The sequence below is a fragment of the Micromonospora globosa genome (genome assembly GCF_000717585.1).
GTDB lineage: Bacteria > Actinomycetota > Actinomycetes > Mycobacteriales > Micromonosporaceae > Micromonospora > Micromonospora aurantiaca.
Genome location: NZ_JNZR01000007.1, coordinates 36,379 through 61,533, shown reverse-complemented (window position 1 = coordinate 61,533; position 25,155 = coordinate 36,379). Strand labels below are relative to the sequence as shown.

The following is a 25,155-nucleotide window of genomic DNA, read 5'->3' as shown; positions in this document are numbered from 1 at the left end:
CTCCCAATATCAGCCCGATGTTTCCATCGCGTTCCGCCGCTGTCAATCGATCCGGCCCGATGAGGCGCGCGCGCCCGGGCGCGGTGCGATTCGGCGCGCCACGTACGATGTCAGTGATCTCCTAGAGACATCCGAGCCCTCGACCTGGCAGGCTGCGACCCATGACCCTGAAGCTTCGTTCCGTCGGAGCGAGCGACCGTGGGCTGATCCGCAGCGGTAACCAGGACGCGCAGCACGCGGGTGCCTGGCTGGTCGCGGTCGCCGACGGCATGGGCGGCATGGCGGCCGGCGACCTGGCCAGCCGCATCGCCATCGACGCGATCGCCCCGCTGGACGTGGAGACGCCGGAGGACGCGCTCGTCGCCGCGCTCCAGGGCGGGATCGAGCTGGCCACCGCGCAGATCCGCCAGGCCGTCGAGGAGGACCCGGAACGCCAGGGCATGGGGACCACGCTCACCGCGCTGCTGTTCGCCCGCACCGGCAGCTGCCTCGCGCTGGCGCACGTCGGGGACTCCCGGGCCTACCTGTACCGCGAGGGCGTGCTCAAGCAGGTCACCCGGGACGACACGTTCGTGCAGATGCTCGTCGACCAGGGCGTCATCACCGCCGAGCAGGCCAGCAGCCACCCCCGCCGCGCGGTGGTGACCCAGGCGTTGCAGGGTGACGAGGTCTCCCCGTCGTACGCCACGATGGTGCCCCGGGCCGGTGACCGCTGGCTGCTGTGCAGCGACGGCCTCTCCAACGTGGTCCGCGCGGACACGCTCACCGAGGTGCTCAGCGAGCAGCCGGAACGCGACGCCTGCGCGGCCCGGCTGATCGACCTGGCGCTGCGGGCCGGCGGCCCGGACAACATCACCGTCGTGATCGCCGACGTCGTCGAGGAGTAGCCCTCACCGCCGTCGCGGAGCGGCACGGCGGGTCGGCTCGGCTGTGGTCGGGTCCTCCGGCCACGGATGGCGCGGGTAGCGTCCGCGCAGCTCCGCACGTACCTGCGGGTATCCGGTGCGCCAGAACGAGGCCAGGTCCGCGGTGACCGCCACCGGCCGCCCGGCGGGGGAGAGCAGGTGCAGCAGCACCGGCACCCGCCCGTCGGCGATGCGCGGCACGTCCCGCCAGCCGAACGTCTCCTGGAGCTTGACCGCCAGCACCGGCGCGGCCGGGTCCGCGTAGTCGATCCGGATCCGCGAGCCGCTCGGCACCTCCAGGCGCTCCGGAGCCAGCTCGTCCAGCCGCGCGGCCTGCCGCCAATCCAGCAGCCGCCGCAGCGCCGCCGCCACGTCCACCCGGCCGAGGTCGGCCCGGCGCCGGGCGCGGGCCAGCTCCGGGCCCAGCCAGACGGGCGCGCCGGCGGTCAGCGCGGCGTCGGAGACGTCCGGCCAGCCGTCGCCGAGCGCCTGGCGGCAGAACGCCAGCCGGAGGCGCAGCCCGGTCGCCTCGGGCGTCCACCGCAGCAGGCCCGGCCCCTCCTGTCGCAGCCCGTCCAGCAGCGCCGCCGCGACCAGCTCCGGGTCCGGCGCGGTGAGCGGCCGGTCGACCAGTTCGACGGCGCCGAGCCGGACCACCTCGCGGGCCACCACGTCCCCGCCGGACCAGGCCACCTCCCGTCCGGTGTCCAGCAGCGCCGCCCCGGCCTCCCGGGCGGTCGCCTCGTCGATCGGTGCGGCCAGCCGCACCCGGGCGGCAGGCGCGCCGGGGGAGCGGTCGGCCACCGCGACGGCCAGCCACGCCGCTCCGGTCAGCCCCGACCCGGGCGCCAGCTCCGCGGCGGTCCCGCCGGCCATCAGGTACGCGGACCCGCCCGGCCGCCGTGAGCGGGCCAGCCGTTCCGGGTACGCCAGTCCGGCGAGCAGCCCCGCGGCCAGATCGTCCGGCAGGCGCTCCCGCTCGTTCCCCGCCGACCGTCCGCCGCTCACGCTGCGGTGCGGCGTCGAGTCGGCGCGCGTGCCGGCGGAATGCCGGTCGGCGGGCAGGGCGGCGCGCAGGCGGCGTACCTCGGTGCGCCAGCGCGCGGTGGCGGCCGGGTCGGCGCCGTCGCGCAGCCGGCGCCAGCGGGCGGGCAGGTCGTCTCCCGTCCCGCCCAGCGTGTCCTCGCCGAGGATCGCCACCACCTGGGCGGCCCGGTCGGCACCCACCCGGGGCGCGCCGTCCAGCAGCGCCCGCGCCAGCCGGGGATGCGTGCCCGCCGCCGCGACCGCCCGTCCCCGCGCGGTGATCCGGCCGTCGTGGTCCACCGCGCCGAGCGTGGTCAGCGTCTCCCGCGCCACAGTGAGCGCGGCCGGCGGCGGTGGGTCGGGCAGCGCCAGCCCGGTGCCGTCCGGTGTGCCCCAGGCCGCCAGCTCCAGCGCGAACCCGGTCAGGTCGGCGGTGGCGATCTCCGGTTCGGGCTGCGGGGCGAGCCGCTCGTGCGCCGCCTCCGACCAGCAGCGGTAGACCGCCCCGGGCGCCTCCCGTCCGGCCCGGCCGGCGCGCTGGGTGGCCCCGGCCCGCGACACCGGCACGGTCACCAGCGCGCCCAGCCCTCGGGCCAGGTCGGTGCGGGGCACCCGGCTCAGTCCGGCGTCCACCACCACCCGGACGCCGGGGACGGTGAGGCTGCTCTCCGCCACCGCCGTCGCGAGCACCACGCGCCGTCCGGCAGCAGGGGTGAGCGCCGCGTCCTGGGCGGCCCCGGGCAGCCGTCCGTGCAACGGCAGCACCGCGATGTCGCGGAGGTCGGCCAGGCGGCGCGCGACGGCGCCGATCTCACCGGCGCCGGGCAGGAAGACGAGCACGTCACCGTCGCGTTCGCGCAGCGCCCGGCGGACCGTGGCTGCCACGTGGTCGAGCAGCGCCGGGTCGACCCGGCCGGCACCGGGCGGCGTCACCGGGCGCGGCGGCGGCGCCCACACCCGCTCGACCGGGTGCAGCGCGGCCTCGGCGCGTACCACGGGAGCGGGGTCGCCGGCGCCGAGCAGCGCGGCGAACCGGTCCGTCTGCGGGGTGGCCGACATCGCCAGCAGCCAGAGGTCCGGGCGTAGTGTGGCGCGGGCCTCGACGCTGAACGCCAGCGCCAGGTCGGCGTCGAGGTGCCGTTCGTGGCACTCGTCGAGCATCACCGCGTCCACGCCCGGCAGCTCGGGGTCGTGGTGCAGGCGGCGGACCAGCAGGCCGGTGGTCACCACCTCGACCCGGGTACGCGGCCCGGTCCGGCGCTCGCCGCGCACCGCGTACCCGATCCGGTCGCCGACCCGCTCGCCGAGCAGGGCGGCCATCCGGTGCGCGGCGGCGCGGGCGGCCACCCGCCGGGGCTGGGCGATCACCACGCGGCCGGTGACCGCGTCGGCGACCGCGAGCGGCGCGGTGGTGGTCTTGCCGGTGCCGGGCGGCGCCACCAGGACGGCGGCGCCGCGCTCGCGCAGCGCGCCGACGAGCGCCGGCAGGACCGGGCGGACCGGTAGGTCGAGCGGGATGTCGGCGAGCACCGACCCACTCTCGCACCGCTCCGCCGGTCGGTCCGCGCTGCCCCCGGAACGCGGAACGGCCCGGCCGGCGCACCGCCGACCGGGCCGGGTGGGCCGCCGCGCCGGGTCCGCCGACCCGGCCGCCGCCCCCTTGCTAGTACGTTCCGTCGAGCTGACCGCGCAGCTTGGTGAGCGCCCGGGCCAGCAGCCGGGACACGTGCATCTGCGAGACGCCGATCTGCTCGGCGATCTGCGACTGGGTCAGGTTGCCGTAGAAGCGCAGCGTGAGGATCTTCTGCTCGCGCTGGTCGAGCGTGGCGAGCGCCGGGCCGAGGGCGACACGCATCTCGGCCAGCTCGAACTCGCCGTCCTCGCCGCCGAGCAGATCGCCCAGCTCGGTGGCCCGCTCGCCGTCGCCGGTCGGGGTGGACAGCGACACCGCGTTGTACGCGCGGGCGCCCTCCAGGCCCTCCAGCACCTCTTCCTCGGTGAGCTTGAGGTGGGCGGCGATGTCGGCGACCGTCGGCGAGCGGCCGAGCGTCTGGAGCAGCGTGCTGTTGGCGTCGGAGATCGCCAGGCGCAGCTCCTGGAGCCGGCGCGGCACCCGGATGTCCCAGGTGCGGTCGCGGAAGTGGCGCTTCAGCTCGCCGATGATGGTGGGGATGGCGTAGCCGGCGAAGTCGACGCCGCGCGACGGGTCGAACTTGTCGATCGCCTTGATCAGGCCGATCGCCGCGGTCTGCGCCAGGTCGTCGTTGGGCTCGCCCCGGCCGCTGTAGCGGTGGGCCAGGTGGTTCGCCAGCGGCAGCCACGCCTCGATGGCGCGGTCGCGCAGCGCCGGCCGGGACGGGTGGTCGGCGGGCAGCGCGGCCATCGCGGCGAGCAGGTCGGCGGCGCTGTCGGTGAGCGAGCGGGGGTCGAGCTTCGCGGAGGCGGCCGGCGTGGTCGCCCGGGCGCTGATCGTGGGAGCGGTCATGGGTGGTCCTCCCTGCACCTCGTCCACGGAAGAAAAAAGACGTGACGCTTAGGTTTAGGTTTCGGTCGTACGTTCGGAAGCCACCATAGCCCGATCGTGCTGCGGAAATCTAGCCGAAAGTACGATGTACTTAAGGTGTAAGCAGCCACGAAAGGCGTGAGCCGGTCGATATCGCGCTCGGCAGGGTGGTGGGGTGGCGCTGACCGGTCGGCCCCGGTCGTACCCCGACCGGTCAACGTGGAATCCGACAGGTGGGCGAAGTGTCGCCTTTCTGTCGTTGTCCCGCCGACGGGACCGCCCGTAGCGTCCGTAGCGACACGTCAACGGAGGCACCGTGCTGGATCCCGCCGCGCCGCAACTCGTCATCAACGCCCGGACGCTGCTGTTCAGCTGGCTCCCGGCGGATCCCGGCGCGGTCGAGACGCTGGTGCCCGCCGGTCTGCGCCCGCACCCGCAGCGTCAGGTGTTCGTCTGCCAGTACGTCGTCGACGACGAGACGCAGACCTCCGGCTTCGGGGCGTACTCGCTCACCTACGTGGGTGTCTCACTGGCGGACATGGACCCGCCCGACGGCGAGACGCCCGGCGGCTTGTGGACGCACTACCTCGCCTCCAGCGAGCGGGTCCGGCGGTACGCGGCCGCGCGGGGCGCTCCCGCCGCCGCCGGGGAGACCCGCCTCGACCTGCGCGGCGATCAGCTCACCGCCGAGACCCGGGCCGCCGACGGCACGCTGCTGATCCGGGTCACCGCCCGGATCGGGCACACGGGCACCGAGGCGCACAACGGCCACCACCGCTACCTCACCCGCCGCGACGGCGAGCTGATCGTCACCGACTACCCGTACGTGGCCGAGCCGGTGTCACCGTTCGAGGTCGAGTCGGTGGAGTTCCCGGCGCCGGAGCACCCGGTCCACGCGCTGCGGCCGGCCAACCCGCTGCACGTCTGCTGGGGCTTCTACTCGCCGCGCGTGTCGTTCGCGTACCCGGCCCGCCCGAACGTGCCGGACGAGGTGGCGGACCTTCACCAGGTGCCCGCCCGCCGGGCCCGCAGCGGCCTGCCGTCCGGGTCGTAGACCAGCCGGTACGCGGGCAGCGCCCAGAGCCGCGTACGCCAGGGCAACCGCTCCGGACGGTGGGGCCGCGACCGGCCCGGCGGACGGGGACCGGCCCGGCCCCCGGCGTGCCAGCGATCCAGTTCCTCCGCCGCCGCGGTGATCGCCGCGACCGCATCCGCCGGGTCCAGCAGGTCGTCGTCCTGCGCGCCGCCGGGATCACGGTCCAGGTGCTCGCGCCACAGCCTCAGCCGCAGGTCGCGGGCGAACACCCGGGCGCCGTCGCCCAGTCCGGCCGGGTCGGCCGGCGCCCGCTCGTCGCGGGTGTCGTCGAGCACCGCGCAGGACAGCTCGCTGTCGTGCGTCCAGGACCGGCGGTTGAAGTTGTCGCTGCCCACGCTGGCCCAGACGTCGTCCACCACGCAGACCTTGGCGTGCACGTACACCGGCGTCCCGTCGTGGTTCTCCACGTCGAACACGTGCACTCGTTCCGGCGCGGCCCGGTGGCACAGCGACAGCGCCTGCTCCCGGCCGACCATGTTGGGCGGCAGCGCGAGCCGGCCGTCCACGTCCGGGTGCCGGGGCACGACCGCCACCAGGTGCAGGTCCGGATGCTCGTGCAGCGCCTGCGCGAACAGTTCGGCCACCTCGGTCGACCAGAGGTACTGGTCCTCCAGGTAGATCAGCCGCCGGGCCCGGCGTACCGCCTTGGTGTAGCCGCGGGCCACCGTGCGCTCGCCGTCGGGGGCGAAGGAGTAGCGGGGCCGCACCGCCGGGTAGGTGCGCAGCACCTGCACGTGGTGCGGCCCGCAGGGCGGCGGGTCGGCGGGCTGCTCGGGCAGCGGGTCCGGGCGCAGGTCGGAGCCGCGCAGCCGGTCCCGCAGGTACGCCATCGGGTTCTCCGAGTCCAGCGGCATCGGGTCGGTCCACCGCTCCCGGAACGTGGTGTCCAGCGCGCCGACCACCGGCCCGCGCACCGCCAGCTGCACGTCGTGCCAGGGCGGCGTGGGGCCGTACCGGGGGGACATGCCGATCGGCTGCGGGTCGCCGGCGTGGCCGGCGTCGTCGCGGCGGCTGTGGCACAGGTCGATGCCGCCGGCGAAGGCGATGTCGCGGCGCGGTTCGCCGGGGCGGCGCAGCACCACGAGCTTCTGGTGGTGCGAGCCGCCGCGCCGGACCCGCTGGTCGAGCAGCACCTCGCCGCCGGCCGCGCGAATCGCCTCGCTGAGGTCGCGGTTCTCCTCCTCGCTGTAGGAGAGCGTGTCGAGGTGGGAGCGCCAGATCAGGCCCTTGACGATGACGCCGCGCTGGGCGGCCTGGGCGAACAACTGCGCCACAGTGGGGCCGTCCGGGCGCATCCGCTCGTCCGGGTCACCACGCCAGTCGGTGAAGAACAGGTGGTCGCCTGCTGTGAGCGACTCCACCTCGCTGACCAGGCGGTCGAAGTACGCGGCACCGTGAATGAGGGGCTCGGCGAGGTTTCCATCGGTCCAGACGGGTAACTCTGACCTCGGGTTGGCGCGTTCCTGTGCGGTGAGGAACCAGTCCCGCAGAGTCACGTTCCACCCCCCGAGGTCGACGACGTCCTCACACGGTAGGACCCCCGGCAGGGCCCCGCACGTCGAGCAGCAGGTCGGCGTCGGTGCCGCGCGTCAGGGGTGCGCCGGACCCCTGGATCGCGATACCGAGGAGGCACCGACATGCCCGCCGAGACGACGAACACCGTGACCGACCGCGACCAGGCGGTGGAGGGGGAGCGGGGTGCGCTGGTGGCGGTCCTGTTGATGGTGATCCTCGGGGTGGCCGGGATCTTCGCCGTCTCCTGAGACCGCGGCCGGGCGCCCCGGCGAACCGGGGCGCCCGTAGCAGGTCAGGGCCGGTCGCCCTGGCCGTCGCTGTGCGGCACCCGCCCGGTCGGGATCACCCCGAGCCGGCCGGCCTGGAAGTCCTCGACCGCCTGGATCAGCTCGGCACGGGTGTTCATCACGAACGGGCCGTAGTGCGCCACCGGCTCGCGGATCGGCTGGCCGCCCATCAGGTAGAGCTCCAGCGCCGGGGCGTTGGAGTCCTGCGTCCGGTCGGCGGTGATCCGCAAGGCCTCACCGGGACCGTGCACGGCGAGCTGGCCGAGGTGGATCGGCCGCCGGTCGGTGCCGACCGTGCCGCGGCCGGCCAGCACGTACACCAGCGCGTTGAAGTCGGACCGCCAGGGCAGGCTCATCTCGGCGCCGGGCTGCAACGTGACGTGCGCGATGGTGATCGGCGTGTGCGTCGAGCCCGGACCCCGGTGCCCGGCGACCTCGCCGGCGATGACCCGGATCAGGCCGCCGCCGTCGGGCGTGGTCAGCAGCGCCGACTCCCGGCCGCGGATGTCCTGGTAGCGCGGCGCGCTCATCTTGGCGACCCGGGGCAGGTTGACCCAGAGCTGGAGGCCGTGGAACAGCCCGCCGCTCATCACCAGGTGCTCCGGCGGCGCCTCGATGTGAAGCAGGCCACTGCCTGCAGTCATCCACTGGGTGTCGCCGTCGGTGATGGTGCCGCCGCCACCCGTCGAGTCCTGGTGGTCCATGATCCCGTCGATCATGTAGGTCACCGTCTCGAAGCCGCGGTGCGGGTGCCAGGAGGTGCCCTTCGGCTCGCCCGGCGCGTAGTCGACCTCGCCCATCTGGTCGAGGTGGATGAACGGGTCCAGCTCGGTCATCGGCACGCCGGCGAAGGCCCGGCGGACCGGGAAGCCTTCGCCCTCGTACCCGCTGGGGGCGGTGGTGACCCGGCGGACCTGGCGGTATTCGGTGGCCTCGCCGAGCTCGGGCAGGCGGGGCAGGACGAGGACGTCGTCGACGGTGATCGCGGGCATCGCGGGACTCCTTACTTGTCGGCCGGGGTGGACGACGCGGTGCGGTCGGCGCGCAGGCGCCGGCCGAGCCGCTCGAAGACCCGGGTGAGGCAGGCGACCTCGGCGTCGTCGAGGTCGTCGATCAGGTGGGCGCGTACGGAGCGCAGGTGGTGCGGCGCGGCCTCGCGCAGGGCGAGCAGGCCGGCCGCGGTGAGCACTGCCTCGCTGCCGCGCCGGTCCGCCGGACACGCCTCCTTCGCGACCAGGCCGCGCTTGCGCATCGTGGTGATCTGGTAGGTCAGCCGGCTCGGTGAGAACACCAGCCGGTCGGCCAGCTCACCCATGCGCAGCCGCTGGCCGGGCGCCTCGGAGAGCAGCACCAGCACGTGGTAGTCGGCGAAGCTGAGGTCGCTGTCGGCGCGCAGGTCGTCCTCGAGCCGGGTGAACAGCCGCTGGCTCGACTCGATGTACGCGCGCCAGCAGGCCATCCGCTCCGCGTCCAGGCTCTCCGTCATGGCTGCGAGACTAGCACTATTTAAAATTTAAACAAGCCCCTCTGTCGCGCCCGGTTGGCCAGGCGCGGGTGAGTCTTTGAAACCTGAACGGGTGACCCCGGCTAGGGTCGGGGGATGGACGATCTCGACCTGCTCGACTGGCGGGAGCGGGTGGCCCGGCTCTACCTGTCCGACCTCGACCTGACCGGGTTCCGGGCCGCGCGCGACGAGCTGTTCCGCACCCATCCGAGCAGCCCGGTGCCGCCCGCCGACCGGCCCGGCTTCACCGGCCTGCGCTGGTACCCGCCCGACCCGTCGGCGGTGGTCGAGGCACCGCTGCGACCGGCCTCCGGTGAGCTGCGCATCGACACCGGCGGCCCGGACGGGGTGGTCGCGTACCGGCGGGTCGCGGTCGCCGGGACGCCGTGGGGACCGCTCACGCTGTGGTGGATCGAGGCGTACGGGGGCGGGCTGTTCCTGCCGCTGCGCGACGGCACCTGCGGCGACGGCTCGTACGGCGGGGGCCGGTACCTCACCGACACGGTCAAGGGCACCTTCGGGCGGGGCCTGACAGTGCTCCCCGGTGACCGGGTCCGCCTGGACGCCAACTACCTCTACAACCCCAGTTGCGCCTACGACGACAGGTGGGCCTGCCCGCTGGCACCGCCGGAGAACCGGGTGGACGTGCCGCTGCGTGCAGGGGAGCGGGCGTACCACTGACGCGGCGAGGGAGGACCCCGGCGGGGCCCTCCCTCGATGTCGCGTACCGCCGGTCAGCGGGCGGTGGCGCCGGTCGGTGTCAGGTGCATCCGGCTCAGCAGCTGCTGGGCCTGACCGGCCATCTCCGCGTCCACAGTCACCGCGTACTGCGCGGCCCGCAGTGAACTGGCCGACGTGAAGTCACGCTGCCCACCGCTCATGGCGTGCGCGACAGCGCCGAACACGGCACCCCAGATCGCGCCGATCACCAGCCCGACCAGGATCACCGCCAGCCAGTTGCCGGCGGTGAAGATGCCGAACAACAAGCCGATGAACAAACCGAACCAGGCGCCGGTGCCGGCCCCGAGCAGGGCCGCCCGGCCCGTGGTGAGCCGTCCCATCACGGTCTCCACGAGCGTGAGGTCCGTACCGACGATCGAGGTACGTTCCACCGGGAACCGGTTGTCGGCCAGATAGTCCACCACGCGCTGGGCGGACGGATAGTCCGGGTACGAGCCGATCGTGACGGTCGGCGCCCCGGCATGCGGGCCGTGCCCGTCCCCGCTCGGCGGCGTCGGGCGACCGCCCGGTCCGGACGGGAGGTTGTCGCTGCCCGGCATTCCGGGTTGCCAGGCCGCGGTCGGAGTCGAGGGTCTGGTCATGAGCATCCTCCTTCGTCAACCCGCCGCGTTCCCGGCGCCGGGCAGCGGTAACGCGCCGGGCCGGACCGATGTGGCGAGGCATGCCGGTGCCCCGGGCCGGGTAGCCACACCCGTGCCGACCCGACACATCAGCGAGCACGGCTTCCTCGCCGACGGGCGCAGCGCGGCGCTGGTCGACCGCGACGGCTCGGTCAACTGGTGGTGCCCGCCCCGGTTCGACGCGCCGTCGGTGTTCGGGCGCCTGCTCGACGAGGGCGCCGGGCACTGGAGCATCCGCCCCGAGGGCGCGGCCACCAGCAGCCGGTCCTACCTGGACGACACGCTGGTGCTGCGTACCGTCTTCACCACGGCGACCGGCACGGTCGCCGTCACCGACGCGCTGGCGCTGGAGCCCGGCGCGCGCGGTCACGACATCGGGATGCACTCGCCCCGGGTGCTCGCCCGGCTGGTCGAAGGGCTCACCGGCGAGGTGCCGATGCGCGTCGAGTACGCGCCGCGGTTCGAGTACGGCCGGGTCGGCGCCTACCTGACCGAACGCGACGGGGTGGTGGCCGCCACCGCCGGCGCCTGCCGGCTGGAGCTGCGCGCCGACGTTCCGCTGACAGTCGCCGAGGGGGCCGCCGCCGGGCGGTTCACCGCCCGCGCCGGCAGCACCCACCGCTTCACCCTCGGGTACGCCCCGACGTACGCCGGCGCCGCGCCCGCGCTGCCCGACGCCGCCGAGGTGGTGGCCGGGACGGTAGCCGGATGGCGGTCCTGGTCGGCGCTGCACGACTACCGGGGCGAGTACCGCGACGAGGTGCGGCGCAGCGCGCTCGCGGTGCAGGGCATGACGTACGCGCCCAGCGGCGCGGTCGTCGCGGCGGCCACCACCTCGGTGCCGGAGCGGCTCGGCGGCGACCGCAACTACGACTACCGCTACGTCTGGCTGCGCGACTTCAGCCTCACCCTCCAGGCGCTCTGGCGGGCGGCCTGCCCGGACGAGGCGGACCGGCAGTTCACCTGGGTGGCGCGGGCGATGGGCCGGATCGGCGACGAGCCGGTGCCGATCATGTACGGCGTCGAGGGGGAGCGGGACCTGACCGAGCACGACCTCGACCACCTGGCCGGGTACGAGCACAGCCGGCCGGTGCTCGTCGGCAACGACGCCTGGCGGCAGCGGCAGAACGACGTGCTGGGCGAGGTGCTCGACGCCGCCTGGCTGATGCGGTACTACCTCGACCCGATGTCACCCGAGGTCCGCGACCTGCTGCGTACGCTCGCCGACCAGGCCGAGCGCGGCTGGCACCGGCCCGACGCGGGGATGTGGGAGGGGCGCGGCCCGGAGCGGCACTACGTGTCGTCGAAGGTGGAGTGCTGGACCGCGCTGGACCGGGCGGTCCGGTTCGGCTCCCGCATCGGCGAGCCCGCCGACGTGGCGCGCTGGGCCGCCGCGCGCGACGAGATACGGGCGGCCGTGCTCACCCACGGCTGGAACGAGCGGGTCGGCGCGTACACCGGGGCGTTCGGGTCCGACGACCTGGACGCCTCGGTGCTGGTCATGCCGCTCGTCGGTTTCCTGCCGGCGCACGATCCGCGGATGCGCGCCACGATGGACGTGCTGGAGCGGCGGTTGTCCCGCGACGGGCTGCTGCGCCGCTGGGACGGCGACCCGGCCGGGTTCGTGATCTGCTCGTTCTGGCTGGCCGCCTGCCTGGCCGAGGCGGGGGAGCTGGACCGGGCCCGGCGGCTGTTCGAACGGCTCGCCGCCCGCACGAACGACCTCGGCCTGTACGCCGAGCAGATCGACCAGGACACCGGCGAGCAGGTCGGCAACTTCCCGCAGGCGTACTCACACATCGGCCTGATCATCGCCGCCGGCCGCATCACCGACGCCGCCGCCCGCGCCCCCGCCCCCACCTCCCACCGCAACCCCGCGCCCGCTTCGCGTCGATCATGAGGTTGACGCCGAAGTCGATCTCCCTGAGTGCCGCCAACTTCATGATCGACCCCGGGAACGGGGGGTGAGGGAGGATGAGGGGGTGGAACTCGTGATCATGGCGGACACGCATGTGCCCAAGCGGGCGCGGGATCTTCCGGCGGTGCTGTGGGCGGCCGTCGAGGCCGCGGACCTGGTGGTGCACGCGGGGGACTGGGTGGACGTGGCGCTGCTGGACGCGCTGGAGGAGCGGTCGCGCCGCCTGGTCGGCGTGTACGGCAACAACGACGGGCCGGAGCTGCGCGCCCGGCTGCCCGAGGTGGCCCGGGTCGAGCTGGACGGCCTGCGGGTCGCCGTGGTGCACGAGACCGGCCCGAAGACCCGCCGCGAGGAGCGCTGCGCCGCCGCGTACGGCGACTGCGACCTGCTCGTCTTCGGGCACTCGCACATCCCCTGGGACACCGTCGCCCCGGGTGGTCTGCGCCTGCTCAACCCCGGCTCACCCACCGACCGGCGGGCGCAGCCGTACGCCACCTACCTGACCGCCCGGGTGGCGGCGGGGCGGCTCGACCGGATCGAACTGCACCGCCTGCCCCCGCGCTGACCTCAGCGGCCCCGGCCGGTCTCCGCCTGGAGCTCGTCGATCCGCCGGGACGCCTCGGCCTTGGTCAGGCCCTCCGGCACCGGCTCGCCCGCCTCCTGGGCCAGGGTGTGCAGGTACGACTCCTGGGCGGCGGTGGGCGGCTCGTCGCCGGTGACCCAGTCGTCCGGGTCCTTGACGGCGGCGTCCGGATTCACGTTCCTGCCGTTGGTGTTGGCGCGGTCGGCCATGCTGATCACCTCTCCTCGAACAGGTGTACCACTACCCCCGGCCCGGCGGGTTCATGCCGCCCGCCGCCTACGATCAGCTGGTGACGGCGGAGCGGGCGGGCGTGGTGGTGGTCGGCGCGGGCATCGCCGGGGTGGCGTGCGCGACCGAGTTGGCGCGGGCCGGTGTCCCGGTGCGGGTACGCGAACGGGCCCGGGTCACCGGCGGGCGGATGGCCAGCAAGCGCTTCGACGGCCGCCCGGCCGACCTGGGCGCCGCGTACTTCACGGTGGACGATCCGGACTTCGCCGTCGTGGTGGACCGGTGGCGGGCCGCCGGGCTGGCGCGGGAGTGGACCGACACGCTCGTCGCGTACGGGCCGGGCGGGCGCGAGCAGGTCACCGGCCCGATGCGCTGGGCCGCCCCGCGCGGGCTGCGCTCACTCGTCGAGCAGCTCGCAGGCGACCTGCCGGTGACGCACGACCGGCTGGTGATGAGCGTCGAGCCCGGCCTCCGGGTGGACGGCGCCGAGGCCGAGGCGGTCGTGCTCGCCATGCCCGGCCCGCAGGCGGCGCTGCTGCTGGACCCGGCGCTGGCCGAGGCGACCCGGGCGGTGGCCGCGCAACGCTGGTCGCCGGCGCTGAGCGGGGTGCTGCACTTCCCGGCCCGCCGCTGGACGGACTTCCGCGGGGCGTTCGTCAACGGCCACCCCGTACTCAGCCTGGTCTGCGACGACGGCGACCGCCGTGGTGACGGCGCGCCGGTGCTCGTCGCGCACACCACAGCCGAGTTCGCCGCCGGGCACCTGCTCCAGCCCACAGCCGCCCGCCCGGCGATCGAGCAGGCGGTCCGCGACCTGCTCGGACTGCCCGAGCCGGCGGTGTCGGCCCACGTGCACCGCTGGACGTACGCGTCCCCGACCGCGTACGCCGGGAGCGCCACGTTCCACCTGGACGACGACGGCATCGGCCTGGCCGGTGACGCGTTCGGCCGCCCGCGCGTGCAGACCGCCTGGCGCTCCGGACGGGACCTGGGCCGCGCGCTCGCCGCCCGGCTGGGCTGACAGCCCTCGGCCCGGGCCGGTCAGCCGGTGGCGCCCACCGGTTGCGCCGCCGACCCGGCCCGCGTGTCCTCGCCGGTGCGTTCGCCCTCCCGGTCCAGCAACTGCATGACCGGTGTCGCGGCGATCCCGTGCGCCACCACCGACACCACCACCACGAGACCGACTGTGGCCCAGACCAGATCCGCCTGCGGGAAGTCGGTCTTGCTGGTGGCGTACGCCAGGTAGTAGAACGAGCCGACGCCGCGGATGCCGAACAGCGAGATCACCCAGTGCTCGGCCGGTCTGCCCGGCGCCCCGCGCAGCGACAGCCACCCGGCCAGCGGCCGGATCACCAGCACCAGCGCCAGCCCGGCCAGTGCCGCCGGCCAGGTCAGCGGCGCGAGCAGCCCGCCGATCACCGCGCCGCCGAACAGCAGCAGCAACAGCACCGTGAGCAGCCGCTCCACCTGCTCGGCGAAGTCGTGCAGCACGGAATGGAACTCGTGCGTACGCTCGGCGGCCCGGATCGCGCGGGCGGCCACGAACACGGCCAGGAAGCCGTACCCGCCGATCACCTCGACCAGCCCGTACGCGAGGAACGTCGCGGCCAGCGCGAGGAAGCCCTCGGAGTGCCGGGCCAGCCGCAGCTTGCTCGGGGCACGGAAGAACAGCTTGCCGAGCAGCCAGCCGACGAGCAGCCCGCCGCCCACCCCGGCGGCGAGCTTGTAGAACACGTCCACCGCGAACCACTCGGCGAGCCAGCCGGACGGCGCGAGCCCGGTGGTGGCGATCGCGATGGCCGCGTACACGAACGGGAAGGCGAGCCCGTCGTTCAGGCCCGCCTCCGAGGTGAGCGCGAAGCGCACCTCGTCCTCCGAGTCCTCCACATCGGTCGGTTCGCCCACCTGCACGTCGGAGGCGAGCACCGGGTCGGTGGGCGCGAGCGCCGCGCCGAGCAGCAGCGCCGCGGCCGGCACCAGACCGGCCCACCACCAGCCGAGCAGCGCCACCGCGGCGATGCACAGCGGCATGGCGATCGCCAGCAGCCGCCACGTCGACGACCAGCGGGCCCAGCTCAGCGGACGGTCGATCTTCAGGCCGGCGCCCATCAGCGCGACGATCACCCCGACCTCGGTGAGGTGGGTGGTCAGTTCCGGCCAGCGCAGCGGGTCCGGTGTGGGCAGACCGGTGGGCAGCACGAACACGAGCATGCCGAGCCCGAGGAACGCGATCGGCATTGACAGCGGCCGCCGCTCCAGCACCCGGGGCAGCACCCCGGCCAGCAGCGCACCGACGCCCAGCAGAGCGAACGCGACATCGACCGGTTCCACGACACCACCCTTCCGACGCCCGGCGGCCGGGCGGTGGAGTCCAGCAGTGCCCCGAAGCGGGTCCGGTTAAGCGTGCGCGTGCCCGCCGGTTGACCGCCGGTCAGCCGAGCGTGCCGATGGCGCTGTCCGGCAGGGCGTGCAGCAGCGCCGCCGGGTCGTCGTAGACCGCCACCGCGCCCGCGCCGGCCAGCTCCGCCCGGCCGGTGCCGCCGCAGGTCAGGCCGATGCACGGGATGTCCAGCTTGCCGGCGGCTGCCACGTCCCAGACCGAGTCGCCGACGAACACCACCCGCTCGGCGGTCAGCCCCGACTGGTCCAGCGCGGCGACCAGGATGTCCGGCGCCGGCTTGCTCTCCTGCGCGTCGGCCGACGAGGTGACCGAGTCGATCACGTCGTCCGCGTCCAGCGCGGCCCGCAGCGCTGTCACCTCGTGCTCGGCGGCCGAGGTCGCCAGCACCACCCGCAGCCCGCGCTCGGCGCAGGCGCGCAGCAGTTCCCGGGCACCGGGCAGCGGCGCCAGCCGCTCCCAGTACTCCGCGTACAGCGCGTCGTGCGCGTCGCGCAGCCGGCCGTCGGCGTCCCGGTCCCGCTCGGCGCCGAGCAGGTGGTCGAGCAGCTTGTCCGAGCCCATGCCGATGGACCTGTGGATCCGCGCCATCGGCACCCGGTGGTCGGCCTGGCGCAGCGCCTCCCACCAGCTCACCGTGTGCAGGTACGTCGTGTCGACCAGGGTGCCGTCCACGTCGAACAGGACACCGCGTCGCTTGTCGTCGGCCATGTCCGGCTCCTACCCGGCCGGGGCGTCGCCGACGCGCGGCTCACCCGCCGGAATGAGGATCTCGAACCAGACCGTCGAGCCGCGTACGGTCGGGTCGGTGCCCCAGGCGTCGCTCAGCTCCTCGATCAGGCCGAGCCCGCGGCCGCGGCTGCTGAGCGTGTCGGTCTGCGCCCGGGTGACCTGACCCCGGGTGCCCGAGTCGGCAACCGACACCAGCAGCCGCTCGGCGGACAGGTCGACCTCGACCCGGGCGGCGGTGCCGGCGTGCAGCAGCGCGTTGGTGGTCAGCTCGCTCGTGCACAGCACCGCCGCGCCGATCACCGCCTCCGGCACCCGCCACTCGCCGAGCTGCGCGGTCATCCAGTGCCGGACCCGGCTCGGCGCGGTCGGCTCGGCCGGCACCTCCATGCTCGCCGACCGGCTGGGGCGCACTGCGTACTCGACGGCGAGCACCGCCACGTCGTCCTCGGTGGCGCCCGGCACCGACGCGGTCGCCACCGCGCACAGCGCGCGCGGATCGCCGCCGGCCGCCCCGGTCACCGCCGCGCCCAGCCCGGCCATCCCGGCGGCCAGGTCCTGCCAGCGCCGCTCCACCACGCCGTCGCTGTAGAGCAGCAGCGTGTCGCCGGGGCGGAACGGCACGGTGGCGGTACGCGCCCGCCCTCCCAGGCCCAGCGGAGGAGCGGGCGGCACGTCGACGAACTCGGCCACCGCCGCGCCGGGTCCGGCGCGCCGGATCAGCGGCGCGGGATGACCGGCGCTGGCGAGCGTGACCAGCTCCCGGTCCGCCTCGACCACGCCGAAGACCACTGTCACGAACAGCTCCTGGGTGCCGCCCTCGACGCCGAGGCTGGCGACCAGCCGGTCCAGCCCGTCGAGCACCGCGTCCGGCCGGGAGTCGACCAGGGCGAGCGCGCGCAGCGCGGCGCGTACCTGGCCCATCCGGGCGGCGGCCTGCACGTCGTGCCCGGCCACGTCGCCCAGCACCACGCCCAGCGCGCCGGTCGGCAGCAGGAACGCGTCGTAGAAGTCGCCGCCGGCCGCGTTGCCGTCCACGCCCGGGTCGTAGCGGGCGGCGATGCGCAGCCGGGGCAGGTCCGGGAGCCGTTCCGGCAGCATGCTGCGTTGCAGCATCTGGGCGGTGCCGTGCTGGGTCTCGAAGCGGCGGGCCCGCTCGGCGGCCTGGCCGACCAGCTCCGAGGAGGCGGTCAGCAGCGCCCGTTCGGCGGGGGACCAGGGGCGCGGCGTCCGGTAGCCCACTGTCAGCGAGCCCCGGACCACCGTGGTACGCAGCGGCAGCGCCGCCAGCGCGCGGATCTTCTCGTCGTGCCGGTCCGCCGCGACGCCGCGCAGCGGCTGCCCGTCGGCGGTGAACGAGGCCACGCCGCTGCGCGCGGTCACCACCGCGGGCAGCGGTGACTCGGCGGACATCCGGCGCCACAGCGGGGGCAGCCGCTCGTCGGCCTCGTCGAGCAGTTCGCCGCGGATGCGGCGGACCAGCCGCCACGCGCTGCCCTCGTCCACCGCGAACGACACCCGGTCGGCGTCGAAGGAGTGCAGGCAGTAGCGCAGCGTCACCCGGGCCACGTCGTCGAGCGTGAGCGTGCCGGCCAGTGCCGCCGCGAAGTCGCTCAGGCTCTGCAACTGCTGGGTCAGCTGGGTGGTCTGCGCCGAGACGGTCAGCACGCCGACGATGCGGCCGGTGGAGTCGCGTACCGGGCAGTGGCCCCGGGTGAACACGGCCGGCTCGGCCGGGCCCTGCCGGTCGGCCGGTAGCACCGCCTCCCGTTGCAGGAACGGCTCGCCGTGCCGGTAGACCCGTTCCAGCGCCTCGCCGGCGCTCGGGTCGCGCCACACCTCGGCGAACGCCTCGGCCGCCGGCCGGCCCAGCGCGTCCGGGTGCCGGTCGCCGATCAGCTCGGCGTACCCGTCGTTGTAGAAGACCACCAGGTCGTCACCGAGGAGCAGGGCCATCGGTACGGGGGAGGCGAGCACCACGTCCGTCACGGCGCGTACCGCGGGATCCCAGGTGTGGGGAGCGCCCAGCGACGTGCCGGCCCACGGGTGGGCGGTCCCGGCCGCCTGCCCGCCGACGACGGGATCGGTGGGCGCTCCCGGTGCGGGGGCGGACGGTGTGGGAACCCGACCGACGGTGCCTGGCATGACCGCAGCCTAACCGGAGCGTGGCCGGGTGGTTCCGATCATGCGTCCGTGGCGGGTGCGGGTGCCGGGCGGCGCGGATGTTCGGGCAGGTCAGACCGGTTCGGCAGGGCATGTCGGGAAATTGCCCCGGTCCGGCTCGGCGTGCTGCCCAGGTCACCGGGTATGCGGGCGGCGCAGTTCACGCGACAGGAGGGACATCATGCCGAAAACCCTCGCGGTCGGACAGGTCGACATCAGTGCGGCCTGGACCGACTTCTGGAGGTCGGTGCTGCTCTTCGTACCGCGGGCGATCGCGTTCATCGCGATCCTCGTCGTGGGTTGGCTCATCGCCCGAGCCGTCCTCAAAATCGTGGACGCGGCACTGGAACGGGTGGGATTCGACCGCGCCGTCGAACGCGGCGGCGTCAAACGCGCCCTGGAACGCACCAAGTACGACGCCAGCGACATCCTGGCCAAACTGGCCTACTACGCGGTCCTGCTGTTCACCCTGCAGTTCGCCTTCGGGGTGTGGGGACCGAACGCGATCAGCGACCTGATCCGCGGGGTGGTGTCCTGGCTGCCGCGGGCCTTCGTGGCGATCGTGATCGTGGTGATCGCCGCCGCCATCGCCAACGCCGTCCGGGACCTGGTCTCCGGCGCGCTGGGTGGGCTCTCGTACGGCCGGGTGCTGGCCGACGTGACGGCGATCTTCATCCTGGCGCTCGGCATCATCGCCGCGCTGAACCAGGTGGGCATCGCCACCACGGTGACCACACCGGTGCTCGTGGCGTTCCTCGCCACCGTGGCCGGCATCCTGATCGTCGGTGTCGGTGGTGGTCTGGTCAAGCCGATGCAGGACCGCTGGGACGGCTGGCTGCACCGGGCCGCCGAGGAGTCCCGGGCGATCCGGCAGCAGCGGCAGGCGCAGCAGGCCGGCCGTGGCGACTACGAGCGGCGGATGGCCGACCGGGGCGGGCAACCGGCACCGGCGGCGCAGCAGTCGTCCATGTCGGGCGCGGGCACGTACCGCTCCGGCGAGGCAGGGGACGAGACACAGCAGTTCCGCCGGCCGAACGGCTGACGGCAACGGGTGACGGGGTGTCCGCGGGGCGATCGCGGGCGCCCCGTAGCCGTGTCCGGGTCAGGCCAGGTGGCGCGGGTCCAGCCCGCGGGCCAGCAGGCACACCGCGAGCAGGCGGGTGAGCGTCCAGTCCGGCTCGGACCAGTCCACCGGCTCGGCCGGCGGCGTCCAGCCGTACTCGGCCGCCGCGTCGCGCAGCCCTTCGACGTACCCGGCGAGCGCCGCCACCGTCAGTGGCCGGCGGTCGCCGTCGAGGCTGTCGCGTACCCCGGCGGCGTGCTGGTCGACCTCGGCGAGCAGCCCGGGGTTCGCGTGGGCCGCGGCGAGGCCGGCGGTGCCGACGGTGGCGGTCAGCGAGGTGAGGGTCGTCCGCGCGGCCACGGCCGCGGAGCGGCGGGTCGCGACCCGGTTGTTCGGCACGCGCATGGTGTCCGAGGCTAACGCCGCCCGCCGCGGGCCGGCCTCGGCCGAGCGGGGGATGCCCGGGTCGTCCGGGGGAGCCGTCTCGTCGTCCGGCGGGATTGAGTCGCCCGTGCGGGGGCAGAAGTCCGGTACGCAGACCACGCGACCGGGGTCACGGAGGGACACGATGGGACAGCGGGCCGACGGACCGGACCGGGCACACCGGCGCCCGGAGGGAGTGAGTGACGCCACGGTCGAGGCGCTGGGCAAGCTCAGCGAGGCCCTGGAGTGCGTCGAGCGGGCCCGCGGCCACCTGTACGAGCTGCACCAGCTCATCGGCCACGCCGACCTGATGCTCGACGACGCGGTGGAGATGTTCCGCGCCGCCGGTCACCCGGCGCTCGCCGAGCGGATCGACAGGGAACTGCTCGGCCGCAACGTCATCGCCGGGCGGTGGACGTTCCAGATCGTCGAGGACTTCGACGACGGGTACTACGCGCTCTTCCGGGAGCTGGACCGGCAGGCCCGCGACGAACTGGTCGAGGGCCGGCGGCACCTCTACGAGGCGGAGATGAAGGAGCGCCGCCGCAGCCGCGGGATGCCGGGGCACGAGGCGCGCCCCGGCACGCGCTGACTCAGTCGGAGGAGCGGGCGTCGGCCGGGCGGCGGCGGGCGCCGTCGTCGGCGATGATCACGGTCGCGACCATCAGCGCCACCACCAGGCTGAACAGCCAGGAGCTGTCCTCGGTGAACCGGGCGGAGACCGGAGCCTGGAGCGCGGCGAGCAGGAAGCCCAGCCACGCGAGCTTGCGCTGACGGTTGGAGAGGAAACCGGAGCCCTGTTGCATCCCGAAAGTCTTGCGCGCATCAGGGGGAGTGCCGTCAGCCGTTCGGCCGATTCTAGATGGGCTGTCCGTTTTCCCGGCCGTCCGTACCGCACTTTTTGTCGTTTCGGCCGAGCATGAATCCGGCGGCTGCGGGCATCGGCACGGGTGCCGCAGCCGCCGGCGGATCACATGCTGTCGGGGCCGGTCCGCCCGATCGTCGACGGCCGGTAGGCCCGGTCCGCATCGGTCATCTCACGCCGCTCGGCCTCCGGGCCGGCGCCCCGGTCCACCGCCTCCGGGCCGTGCCCGAACGCGGCCTCCTCGCCGGCGTCGTTGGCGGTGACGTCGTCGCCCTGGCCGTCCGTGGCCGACCGGGCGATGGCCTGGTCCAGCTCGTGCAGGGGAGTGCGGTCCTCGTCGCGCCACACGTGGCGGTCGTTGTCGGTCATTCCCCTGCGGTACCCGGACCGGATGATCGCAAACGGCCGGACACGGCGATGGCCGCCGGCACCGCCGGCGGCCATCGAAACTCGGGTACGGGGGAGGTGGCTCAGGGGGTGGGGCGGTCGACAGCGCCGCGCCAGGCGCCGGTCTCCTGACCGCGCCGCTCGATGAACTGCTTGAACCGCTCCAGGTCGCCCTTGGCGCGCCGGTCGACCACGCCCAGCTTGTCGCCGGCCTGCTCGACCACGCCGTGCGGCTCGAACTCCATCTGGAGCGTGACCCGGGTGTGCCCCTCGTCGAGGCGGTGGAAGGTCACCACGCCCGCCTGCTGGGTGCCCCCGGTGGAGCGCCAGGCCACCCGCTCGTCCGGCAGCTGCTCGGTGATCTCGGCGTCGAACTCGCGCTTCACGCCCGCGATCTCGACGGTCCAGTGGGTCATCGTGTCGGAGAGCTGCCGCACCTCCTGCACGCCGTCCATGAAGTGCGGGAACTCCTCGAACTGGGTCCACTGGTCGTACGCGGTCCGGATCGGGACGTCCACGTCCACGTGCTCGGTAACGCCACTCATGTCGGGGTTCCTCCTCTTCCGCCGGTGTGTGTCTCGTACGGGCCGTGGGCCGGCCCGCTCACCAGCGCGTCGTCTCGTTCCTGTGCCCGAGTGCGGCCCACACCTCGGAGATCGTCTGGTAGTGGGCGCCCGCGGGCAGGGTCTCCAGGGCGGCGACGATGTCCGTCGGCGCCTCGTTCTCCCGCGCGTTTGCCAGCAGCGCCTCCCGGTCACCGGGCAGGGCGGTCATGGTGATGAACCGTCCCAGCCGGCTGCGCGCCTCGACGTCCTCGGAGCTCATGCCCTGCGGCGTGCCGCTGCGCAGCTCCCCGGCGGGCGCCGTGGTGGCCTCCGGCTGGTCCTCGCCGGCCGGCTCGGGGATCCGGAACTCCTCGGCCCGCGAACCGCCGGTCCCGGTGCTCTGGACGAGACCGCTGACCTCGCTGCTCATCTGGTCGTCGACCCTGGGCGAGTGCTTGCTGCTGCCACGTTCCATGCCTTGGGAGATGCCCCGGGGGATCGCCGGTAAACCGGCGCGGGCCGGGAGAGCCGGTCATCCGGGCGGCAACCGATCGGCCGTCTTCTCCCCGTCCGCCTTCTCGTCGTCGGCCGGGGAGCGCGGCGGCAGCACCGGGTCGTCCGGCTCCTCGACCCCCGCCTGCATCGCCCGCCCGCGTTGCAGCTCGGCGTTCACCTGCACGCCGAGCATCAGCGCGCAGTTGGACAGGTAGAGCCACACCAGGAACGCGATGACCGCGCCGAGACTGCCGTACGTGACGTCGTACGAGCCGAAGTTCGCCACGTACAGGCCGAAGCCGAAGGAGGCGAGCACCCAGGCCACGAGCGCCAGCGCGCCGCCCGGGGTGAGCCAGCGGAACCGCGGCTGGCGGACGTTCGGCGCGATCCAGAACAGCAGCGACAGCAGCGTCATCGCGACCACGGCGAGCAGCGGCCACTTCGCCACCGACCACGTGGTGCGGGCCACCGCCCCGGCGTGCAGCAGGTCACCCACCGCGTCGGTGACCGGGCCGCTGACGATCAGCCCGGTGGCCACCACCGCCAGCAGCACGATCGTCACCGCGGCCATGCCGATCTGCAACGGGCGCAGCCGGTAGAACGGCCGTCCCTCCCGTACCCCGTAGATCGCGTTGGAGGCGCGGGTGAACGCGCCGATGAACCCGGACGCGGACCAGAGGGCGCCGAGCAGACCGAAGCTGAGCAGCACCTTCGCCGAGCCCTGCTGCTCGACCACGTTGCGCACCACGCCCACGAACGCGTCGTTGCCGACCACCGAGCCGGCGCCGATCTCCCGGGCCAGGTCGATCACGGTGTCGACGGTGCGCGGGCCGTCGGAGACCAGGCCGACCAGCGCGACCACCACGATCGTGGACGGGAACAGGGCCAGCACGCCGTAGTAGGTGAGCGCCGCGGCCCAGTCCGCGCAGTTGTCAGTGACGAAGCCCTTGCCGCTGCGTACCAGCACGCCGCGCCAGGTGCGCCAGTTGAGCTGGCGGATCCGGCGGGGGAGACGGGACCGCGTCCGGCCGTCGACCGTCTGTGGTGTCGTCACGGTCATGTCCGCCTCCTCCAGGCTCCGCCACCGGGCGTGGCCGGGCGGTACCCCCGGGGGGAAATCGACAAACGGGGTGCCGGTTTGCCCGCCGGGCGGGAGGGAACCACACCAGACACCCGATCGAGACTCCAGGAGGAGGACGAGATGCCCGGGCGCGAGGTACTGCCCAGCACGCTGCGGCGCTCCCCGGCGAAGGCGCAGCGGACCTGGGAGAAGACGCACGACTCGGCGGTCGAGACGTACGGCGAGGGGGAGCGGGCGCACCGCACCGCCTTCGCCGCGGTCAAGCACGAGTTCGAGAAGGTGGGCGACCACTGGGAGCCCAAGGGCCGCAAGGGGCCCAGCGACAAGCAGGCCGAAGGCGGCGGCCCGGCCCGGCGCGCGCCGACGGCCGGCGGGGTGGACGCCAACGCCACCAAGGACCACCTCATGGAGGTGGCGAAGAAACTGGACGTGCGTGGCCGGTCCCGGATGACCAAGCCGGAACTGGTCACGGCGATCGAGAAGGCCAACAACAACGCGACCCGCAAGGCCCGCGGGGGTCGCTGACCCCTGGGGGTACGCGTCGAGCCCGGGACCGAGGCGGTCCCGGGCTCGCTCTGTGCCGTCTCACCAGTGGCCGCCGCCCGGCGCCTCCAGGTGCACCGCCTTGACGGTGCTGAACTCGTCCAGCAGCTCCGGGCCGTACCCGAAGCCCTGGCCACTGCCCCGGCGCGGCTGGGCCGCGCCACCCGGCGCCCCGCCGAACACCGAATTGATCTTCACGGTGCCGACCGGCAGTTCCCGCCAGGCGCGCTGGGCGTGGCTCATCGAGCCGGTCAGCACTGTGGCGGCCAGCCCGTACGGGGAGTCGGCCGCGCAGCGCAGCCCCTCGCTGAACGAGTCGACCACCACCACCGGGGCTACCGGCCCGAACGTCTCCTCCCGGACCAGCGCCATGTCGTGGCGGCAGCCCTCGACCACGGTGGCCGGGTAGAACGCGCCCGGTCCGTCCGGCAGCACACCGCCGGCGCGTACCCGGGCACCGTCGGCGAGCGCGGCGGTCACCTGCCCGTGCACGTGGTCCCGGTGCCGCCGGTCCACGAGCGGCGCGAGCTGTGTGCCCGGGTCACGGCCGGGGCCCACTGTGAGCGCCTCGGCGCGCGCCACGAGCGCGTCCAGGAAGCCCTCGGCGACGTCGCGGTGCACGTAGATCCGCTCCACCGCCACGCAGATCTGACCGGCGTTGGCGAAGCAGCCGAGCGCCGCCTGTTCGGCCGCCCAGATCGGGTCGACGTCCGCGTCCACCACGAGCGGATCGCTGCCGCCGTTCTCCAGCAGCACCTTCGCCCCGGTACGCGCGCCCGCGGCGGCGATCACCCGGCCGGTCGCAGTGGAACCGACGTGCGCGATGACGTCCAGCTCCTGCCCGGCCAGCGCGGCGCCCACCTCGCCGCCGCCGGTGATCAGCGACAGCACCCCGGCCGGCAACGCCGAGTCCAGCGCGCGGGCGAGCAGCCAGCCGGTGGCAGGGGTCCGCTCGCTCGGCTTGTAGACCACCACGTTGCCGGTGACCAGCGCCGCGCCGAGCAGGCCGCAGGACACCGCCACCGGGTCGTTCCACGGGGTGATCGCGGCGACCACGCCGCGCGGCTCGGGAGCCATGAAGTCCAGCGCGCCGTGCGCGCCGTGCAGCGTCCGGCCGCCCCGTAGCGGGGCCAGTTCGGCGTACTGTCGCAGCGTGCCGACGCCCGCCGCCACCCCGCCCCGCGCGTCGTCGAGCGGCTTGCCCATCTCCGCCGTGGTCGCCTCGGCCAACTCGTCGGCCGCCGCCTCGACGGCGTCCGCCGCCCGGTGCAGCGCCGCGGCCCGGTCCGCGGGCGCGGTCGCGGCCCACTCCGCCGCCACGCCCCGGGCCGCCTCCACCGCCTTGGCCACCTCGTCGGCCGTCGCGACCGGCGTCCGCGTCACCGGCGACCCGTCCGCCGGATCGTGGACGACCAGCTCGCCGCCCTCGCCGCCGGCGCCCCACACTCCACCAATGAGCTGCGCAACCGTGTACATGCGGCCGTGCTTGCCCCGGCATGGGCTGGGCAAACGCGTTTCGCCCGGTGACCGGCCGGGT

27 protein-coding genes are annotated in these 25,155 nt (G+C 74.4%); 10 read left to right on the top strand and 17 right to left on the bottom strand.

Annotated elements, in window-relative coordinates; all coding sequences use genetic code 11:
* Positions 1–161 precede the first annotated feature (161 nt).
* Positions 162–887 carry a PP2C family protein-serine/threonine phosphatase gene (locus IF06_RS0109685; RefSeq protein WP_013285366.1) on the top strand — a complete coding sequence of 242 codons (726 nt, stop codon included), beginning with the start codon at positions 162–164 and terminating at the stop codon, positions 885–887.
* Between the two features lie 3 nt (positions 888–890).
* On the opposite strand, the gene hrpB is transcribed toward IF06_RS0109685, so the two are convergent.
* Positions 891–3,461 (bottom strand): ATP-dependent helicase HrpB, encoded by a 2,571-nt coding sequence (gene hrpB / locus IF06_RS0109680; RefSeq protein WP_030270352.1) that lies wholly within the window; start codon positions 3,459–3,461, stop codon positions 891–893.
* A gap of 133 nt (positions 3,462–3,594) precedes the next feature.
* Positions 3,595–4,416, bottom strand: a complete 822-nt coding sequence (locus IF06_RS0109675) for a SigB/SigF/SigG family RNA polymerase sigma factor (protein ID WP_013285368.1) — start codon at positions 4,414–4,416, stop codon at positions 3,595–3,597.
* Positions 4,417–4,750: 334 nt separating this feature from the next.
* On the opposite strand from IF06_RS0109675, the gene IF06_RS0109670 reads away from it, so the two are divergent.
* Positions 4,751–5,488: a hypothetical protein gene (locus IF06_RS0109670; protein WP_030270350.1), complete on the top strand. Its 738-nt coding sequence runs from the start codon at positions 4,751–4,753 to the stop codon at positions 5,486–5,488.
* Here IF06_RS0109670 and IF06_RS0109665 read toward each other — a convergent pair.
* Positions 5,437–7,026 carry a phospholipase D family protein gene (locus IF06_RS0109665; protein ID WP_030270348.1) on the bottom strand — a complete coding sequence of 530 codons (1,590 nt, stop codon included), beginning with the start codon at positions 7,024–7,026 and terminating at the stop codon, positions 5,437–5,439. The two genes, IF06_RS0109670 and IF06_RS0109665, sit on opposite strands and share 52 nt — an antisense overlap.
* A gap of 141 nt (positions 7,027–7,167) precedes the next feature.
* On the opposite strand from IF06_RS0109665, the gene IF06_RS34730 reads away from it, so the two are divergent.
* Positions 7,168–7,293 carry a hypothetical protein gene (locus tag IF06_RS34730; RefSeq protein WP_013285371.1) on the top strand — a complete coding sequence of 42 codons (126 nt, stop codon included), beginning with the start codon at positions 7,168–7,170 and terminating at the stop codon, positions 7,291–7,293.
* Between the two features lie 44 nt (positions 7,294–7,337).
* On the opposite strand, the gene IF06_RS0109655 is transcribed toward IF06_RS34730, so the two are convergent.
* Both IF06_RS0109655 and IF06_RS0109650 read right to left on the bottom strand, forming a co-directional pair.
* Positions 7,338–8,324 (bottom strand): pirin family protein, encoded by a 987-nt coding sequence (locus tag IF06_RS0109655; RefSeq protein WP_030270346.1) that lies wholly within the window; start codon positions 8,322–8,324, stop codon positions 7,338–7,340.
* Between the two features lie 11 nt (positions 8,325–8,335).
* Positions 8,336–8,818 (bottom strand): MarR family winged helix-turn-helix transcriptional regulator, encoded by a 483-nt coding sequence (locus tag IF06_RS0109650; RefSeq protein ID WP_013285373.1) that lies wholly within the window; start codon positions 8,816–8,818, stop codon positions 8,336–8,338.
* Between the two features lie 114 nt (positions 8,819–8,932).
* Between IF06_RS0109650 and IF06_RS0109645 the strand changes: the two genes are divergently transcribed.
* On the top strand, positions 8,933–9,517 hold the full coding sequence (locus IF06_RS0109645) for a DUF1684 domain-containing protein (protein WP_013285374.1): 585 nt from the start codon (positions 8,933–8,935) through the stop codon (positions 9,515–9,517).
* A 53-nt stretch (positions 9,518–9,570) separates the two neighbouring features.
* Here IF06_RS0109645 and IF06_RS0109640 read toward each other — a convergent pair whose 3' ends face one another.
* Positions 9,571–10,158, bottom strand: a complete 588-nt coding sequence (locus IF06_RS0109640; RefSeq protein WP_013285375.1) for a general stress protein — start codon at positions 10,156–10,158, stop codon at positions 9,571–9,573.
* Positions 10,159–10,270: 112 nt separating this feature from the next.
* Between IF06_RS0109640 and IF06_RS0109635 the strand changes: the two genes are divergently transcribed.
* Entirely contained in the window at positions 10,271–12,097 is a 1,827-nt protein-coding gene (locus IF06_RS0109635; RefSeq protein ID WP_030270343.1) for a glycoside hydrolase family 15 protein, read from the top strand.
* An 82-nt stretch (positions 12,098–12,179) separates the two neighbouring features.
* Positions 12,180–12,680, top strand: coding sequence for a metallophosphoesterase family protein (locus IF06_RS0109630; protein WP_030270341.1), 501 nt, complete (start codon positions 12,180–12,182; stop codon positions 12,678–12,680).
* 2 nt (positions 12,681–12,682) lie between these two features.
* Here IF06_RS0109630 and IF06_RS0109625 read toward each other — a convergent pair whose 3' ends face one another.
* Positions 12,683–12,907: a DUF3072 domain-containing protein gene (locus IF06_RS0109625; protein ID WP_013474820.1), complete on the bottom strand. Its 225-nt coding sequence runs from the start codon at positions 12,905–12,907 to the stop codon at positions 12,683–12,685.
* Positions 12,908–13,008: 101 nt separating this feature from the next.
* Here IF06_RS0109625 and IF06_RS0109620 point away from each other — a divergent pair, with 101 nt between their 5' ends.
* Complete coding sequence (locus tag IF06_RS0109620; RefSeq protein ID WP_030270339.1) at positions 13,009–13,947, top strand: NAD(P)/FAD-dependent oxidoreductase; 939 nt, start codon at positions 13,009–13,011, stop codon at positions 13,945–13,947.
* A gap of 20 nt (positions 13,948–13,967) precedes the next feature.
* Here the strand turns inward: IF06_RS0109620 and IF06_RS0109615 are convergent, their stop codons facing one another.
* The 3 genes from IF06_RS0109615 to IF06_RS0109605 form a co-directional block, all read right to left on the bottom strand.
* Positions 13,968–15,257: a cation:proton antiporter gene (locus IF06_RS0109615; protein WP_030270337.1), complete on the bottom strand. Its 1,290-nt coding sequence runs from the start codon at positions 15,255–15,257 to the stop codon at positions 13,968–13,970.
* 100 nt (positions 15,258–15,357) lie between these two features.
* Positions 15,358–16,035, bottom strand: coding sequence for an HAD family hydrolase (locus IF06_RS0109610; RefSeq protein WP_030270335.1), 678 nt, complete (start codon positions 16,033–16,035; stop codon positions 15,358–15,360).
* Between the two features lie 9 nt (positions 16,036–16,044).
* Positions 16,045–18,198, bottom strand: coding sequence for a SpoIIE family protein phosphatase (locus IF06_RS0109605; RefSeq protein WP_030270333.1), 2,154 nt, complete (start codon positions 18,196–18,198; stop codon positions 16,045–16,047).
* Positions 18,199–18,397: 199 nt separating this feature from the next.
* On the opposite strand from IF06_RS0109605, the gene IF06_RS0109600 reads away from it, so the two are divergent.
* On the top strand, positions 18,398–19,258 hold the full coding sequence (locus tag IF06_RS0109600; RefSeq protein WP_013474825.1) for a mechanosensitive ion channel family protein: 861 nt from the start codon (positions 18,398–18,400) through the stop codon (positions 19,256–19,258).
* 60 nt (positions 19,259–19,318) lie between these two features.
* On the opposite strand, the gene IF06_RS0109595 is transcribed toward IF06_RS0109600, so the two are convergent.
* Positions 19,319–19,684, bottom strand: coding sequence for a DUF6401 family natural product biosynthesis protein (locus IF06_RS0109595; protein ID WP_030270331.1), 366 nt, complete (start codon positions 19,682–19,684; stop codon positions 19,319–19,321).
* A gap of 163 nt (positions 19,685–19,847) precedes the next feature.
* Between IF06_RS0109595 and IF06_RS0109590 the strand changes: the two genes are divergently transcribed.
* Positions 19,848–20,294, top strand: coding sequence for a hypothetical protein (locus IF06_RS0109590; RefSeq protein WP_013285386.1), 447 nt, complete (start codon positions 19,848–19,850; stop codon positions 20,292–20,294).
* Between the two features lies 1 nt (position 20,295).
* Here the strand turns inward: IF06_RS0109590 and IF06_RS0109585 are convergent, their stop codons facing one another.
* The 5 genes from IF06_RS0109585 to IF06_RS0109565 form a co-directional block, all read right to left on the bottom strand.
* Entirely contained in the window at positions 20,296–20,508 is a 213-nt protein-coding gene (locus IF06_RS0109585) for a hypothetical protein (protein ID WP_013285387.1), read from the bottom strand.
* 164 nt (positions 20,509–20,672) lie between these two features.
* A complete protein-coding gene (locus tag IF06_RS0109580; protein WP_030270328.1) occupies positions 20,673–20,936 on the bottom strand; it encodes a hypothetical protein in 264 nt (87 codons plus the stop codon).
* Between the two features lie 101 nt (positions 20,937–21,037).
* Positions 21,038–21,499: an SRPBCC family protein gene (locus IF06_RS0109575; protein ID WP_013285389.1), complete on the bottom strand. Its 462-nt coding sequence runs from the start codon at positions 21,497–21,499 to the stop codon at positions 21,038–21,040.
* A 58-nt stretch (positions 21,500–21,557) separates the two neighbouring features.
* Positions 21,558–21,974: a DUF2795 domain-containing protein gene (locus tag IF06_RS0109570; RefSeq protein ID WP_013285390.1), complete on the bottom strand. Its 417-nt coding sequence runs from the start codon at positions 21,972–21,974 to the stop codon at positions 21,558–21,560.
* Between the two features lie 57 nt (positions 21,975–22,031).
* Positions 22,032–23,054, bottom strand: a complete 1,023-nt coding sequence (locus tag IF06_RS0109565; RefSeq protein WP_013474828.1) for a YihY/virulence factor BrkB family protein — start codon at positions 23,052–23,054, stop codon at positions 22,032–22,034.
* 141 nt (positions 23,055–23,195) lie between these two features.
* On the opposite strand from IF06_RS0109565, the gene IF06_RS0109560 reads away from it, so the two are divergent.
* Entirely contained in the window at positions 23,196–23,600 is a 405-nt protein-coding gene (locus IF06_RS0109560) for a ChaB family protein (RefSeq protein ID WP_013285392.1), read from the top strand.
* 60 nt (positions 23,601–23,660) lie between these two features.
* Here IF06_RS0109560 and IF06_RS0109555 read toward each other — a convergent pair whose 3' ends face one another.
* Positions 23,661–25,094 (bottom strand): aldehyde dehydrogenase family protein, encoded by a 1,434-nt coding sequence (locus tag IF06_RS0109555; protein WP_013285393.1) that lies wholly within the window; start codon positions 25,092–25,094, stop codon positions 23,661–23,663.
* Positions 25,095–25,155: the final 61 nt, after the last annotated feature.

Coding starts and splice junctions, on each gene's coding strand:
- IF06_RS0109650 (WP_013285373.1), bottom strand. CDS start 8,818: ATGACGGAGAGCCTGGACGCGGAGCGGATGGCCTGCTGGCGCGCGTAC.
- IF06_RS0109590 (WP_013285386.1), top strand. CDS start 19,848: ATGGGACAGCGGGCCGACGGACCGGACCGGGCACACCGGCGCCCGGAG.
- IF06_RS0109560 (WP_013285392.1), top strand. CDS start 23,196: ATGCCCGGGCGCGAGGTACTGCCCAGCACGCTGCGGCGCTCCCCGGCG.
- IF06_RS0109655 (WP_030270346.1), bottom strand. CDS start 8,324: ATGCCCGCGATCACCGTCGACGACGTCCTCGTCCTGCCCCGCCTGCCC.
- IF06_RS0109685 (WP_013285366.1), top strand. CDS start 162: ATGACCCTGAAGCTTCGTTCCGTCGGAGCGAGCGACCGTGGGCTGATC.
- IF06_RS0109575 (WP_013285389.1), bottom strand. CDS start 21,499: ATGAGTGGCGTTACCGAGCACGTGGACGTGGACGTCCCGATCCGGACC.
- IF06_RS0109625 (WP_013474820.1), bottom strand. CDS start 12,907: ATGGCCGACCGCGCCAACACCAACGGCAGGAACGTGAATCCGGACGCC.
- IF06_RS0109555 (WP_013285393.1), bottom strand. CDS start 25,094: ATGTACACGGTTGCGCAGCTCATTGGTGGAGTGTGGGGCGCCGGCGGC.
- IF06_RS0109675 (WP_013285368.1), bottom strand. CDS start 4,416: ATGACCGCTCCCACGATCAGCGCCCGGGCGACCACGCCGGCCGCCTCC.
- IF06_RS0109600 (WP_013474825.1), top strand. CDS start 18,398: ATGCCGAAAACCCTCGCGGTCGGACAGGTCGACATCAGTGCGGCCTGG.
- IF06_RS0109580 (WP_030270328.1), bottom strand. CDS start 20,936: ATGACCGACAACGACCGCCACGTGTGGCGCGACGAGGACCGCACTCCC.
- IF06_RS34730 (WP_013285371.1), top strand. CDS start 7,168: ATGCCCGCCGAGACGACGAACACCGTGACCGACCGCGACCAGGCGGTG.
- IF06_RS0109570 (WP_013285390.1), bottom strand. CDS start 21,974: ATGGAACGTGGCAGCAGCAAGCACTCGCCCAGGGTCGACGACCAGATG.
- IF06_RS0109640 (WP_013285375.1), bottom strand. CDS start 10,158: ATGACCAGACCCTCGACTCCGACCGCGGCCTGGCAACCCGGAATGCCG.
- IF06_RS0109595 (WP_030270331.1), bottom strand. CDS start 19,684: ATGCGCGTGCCGAACAACCGGGTCGCGACCCGCCGCTCCGCGGCCGTG.
- IF06_RS0109585 (WP_013285387.1), bottom strand. CDS start 20,508: ATGCAACAGGGCTCCGGTTTCCTCTCCAACCGTCAGCGCAAGCTCGCG.
- IF06_RS0109605 (WP_030270333.1), bottom strand. CDS start 18,198: ATGCCAGGCACCGTCGGTCGGGTTCCCACACCGTCCGCCCCCGCACCG.
- IF06_RS0109565 (WP_013474828.1), bottom strand. CDS start 23,054: ATGACCGTGACGACACCACAGACGGTCGACGGCCGGACGCGGTCCCGT.
- IF06_RS0109645 (WP_013285374.1), top strand. CDS start 8,933: ATGGACGATCTCGACCTGCTCGACTGGCGGGAGCGGGTGGCCCGGCTC.
- IF06_RS0109610 (WP_030270335.1), bottom strand. CDS start 16,035: ATGGCCGACGACAAGCGACGCGGTGTCCTGTTCGACGTGGACGGCACC.